The sequence below is a fragment of the Paenarthrobacter sp. 10L420 genome, assembly GCF_056395385.1.
This window is the reverse complement of record NZ_JBFTJK010000088.1, coordinates 1-383: the sequence shown is the minus strand read 5'-3', so window position 1 is coordinate 383 and position 383 is coordinate 1. Positions and strand designations below refer to the sequence as shown.

General features: G+C 66.4%; 1 protein-coding gene. It reads right to left on the bottom strand.

The window, feature by feature from the left end:
- The coding region (locus tag AC1DD5_RS25805) for an aldehyde dehydrogenase family protein (RefSeq protein ID WP_477523143.1) at window positions 1-383 on the bottom strand (383 nt) is incomplete at both ends.

Here is a 383-nt window from a genome sequence, read left to right as displayed (position 1 = left end):
GTCCGCAGGACGTTCTGTGCGGCGTCGGCCATGAGCCGCTTCCCGACCGGGGTGGAGCCGGTGAAGGAGATCTTCCGCAGGCGTGAATCCTTCAGCAGCGGCCCGGAAATCCCGGACGCGCTGGAGGAGGCGACGACGTTCAGGACTCCGGCGGGCAGGCCGGCGTCGAGCATGGTCTKYGCGAAGTACTGGGCCGTCAACGGTGTGAGCTTGGCAGGTTTGAGCACCATCGTGCAGCCTGCCGCGACAGCGGGAGCGACTTTGCGGGTGGCCATCGCCAGCGGGAAGTTCCACGGGGTGATCAGCAGGCAGGGTCCGACGGGTTTGTGCTGGACCAGGATCTTGTTCTTGCCCTCGGGCGTGGTGAGGTAACGGCCGTAGTC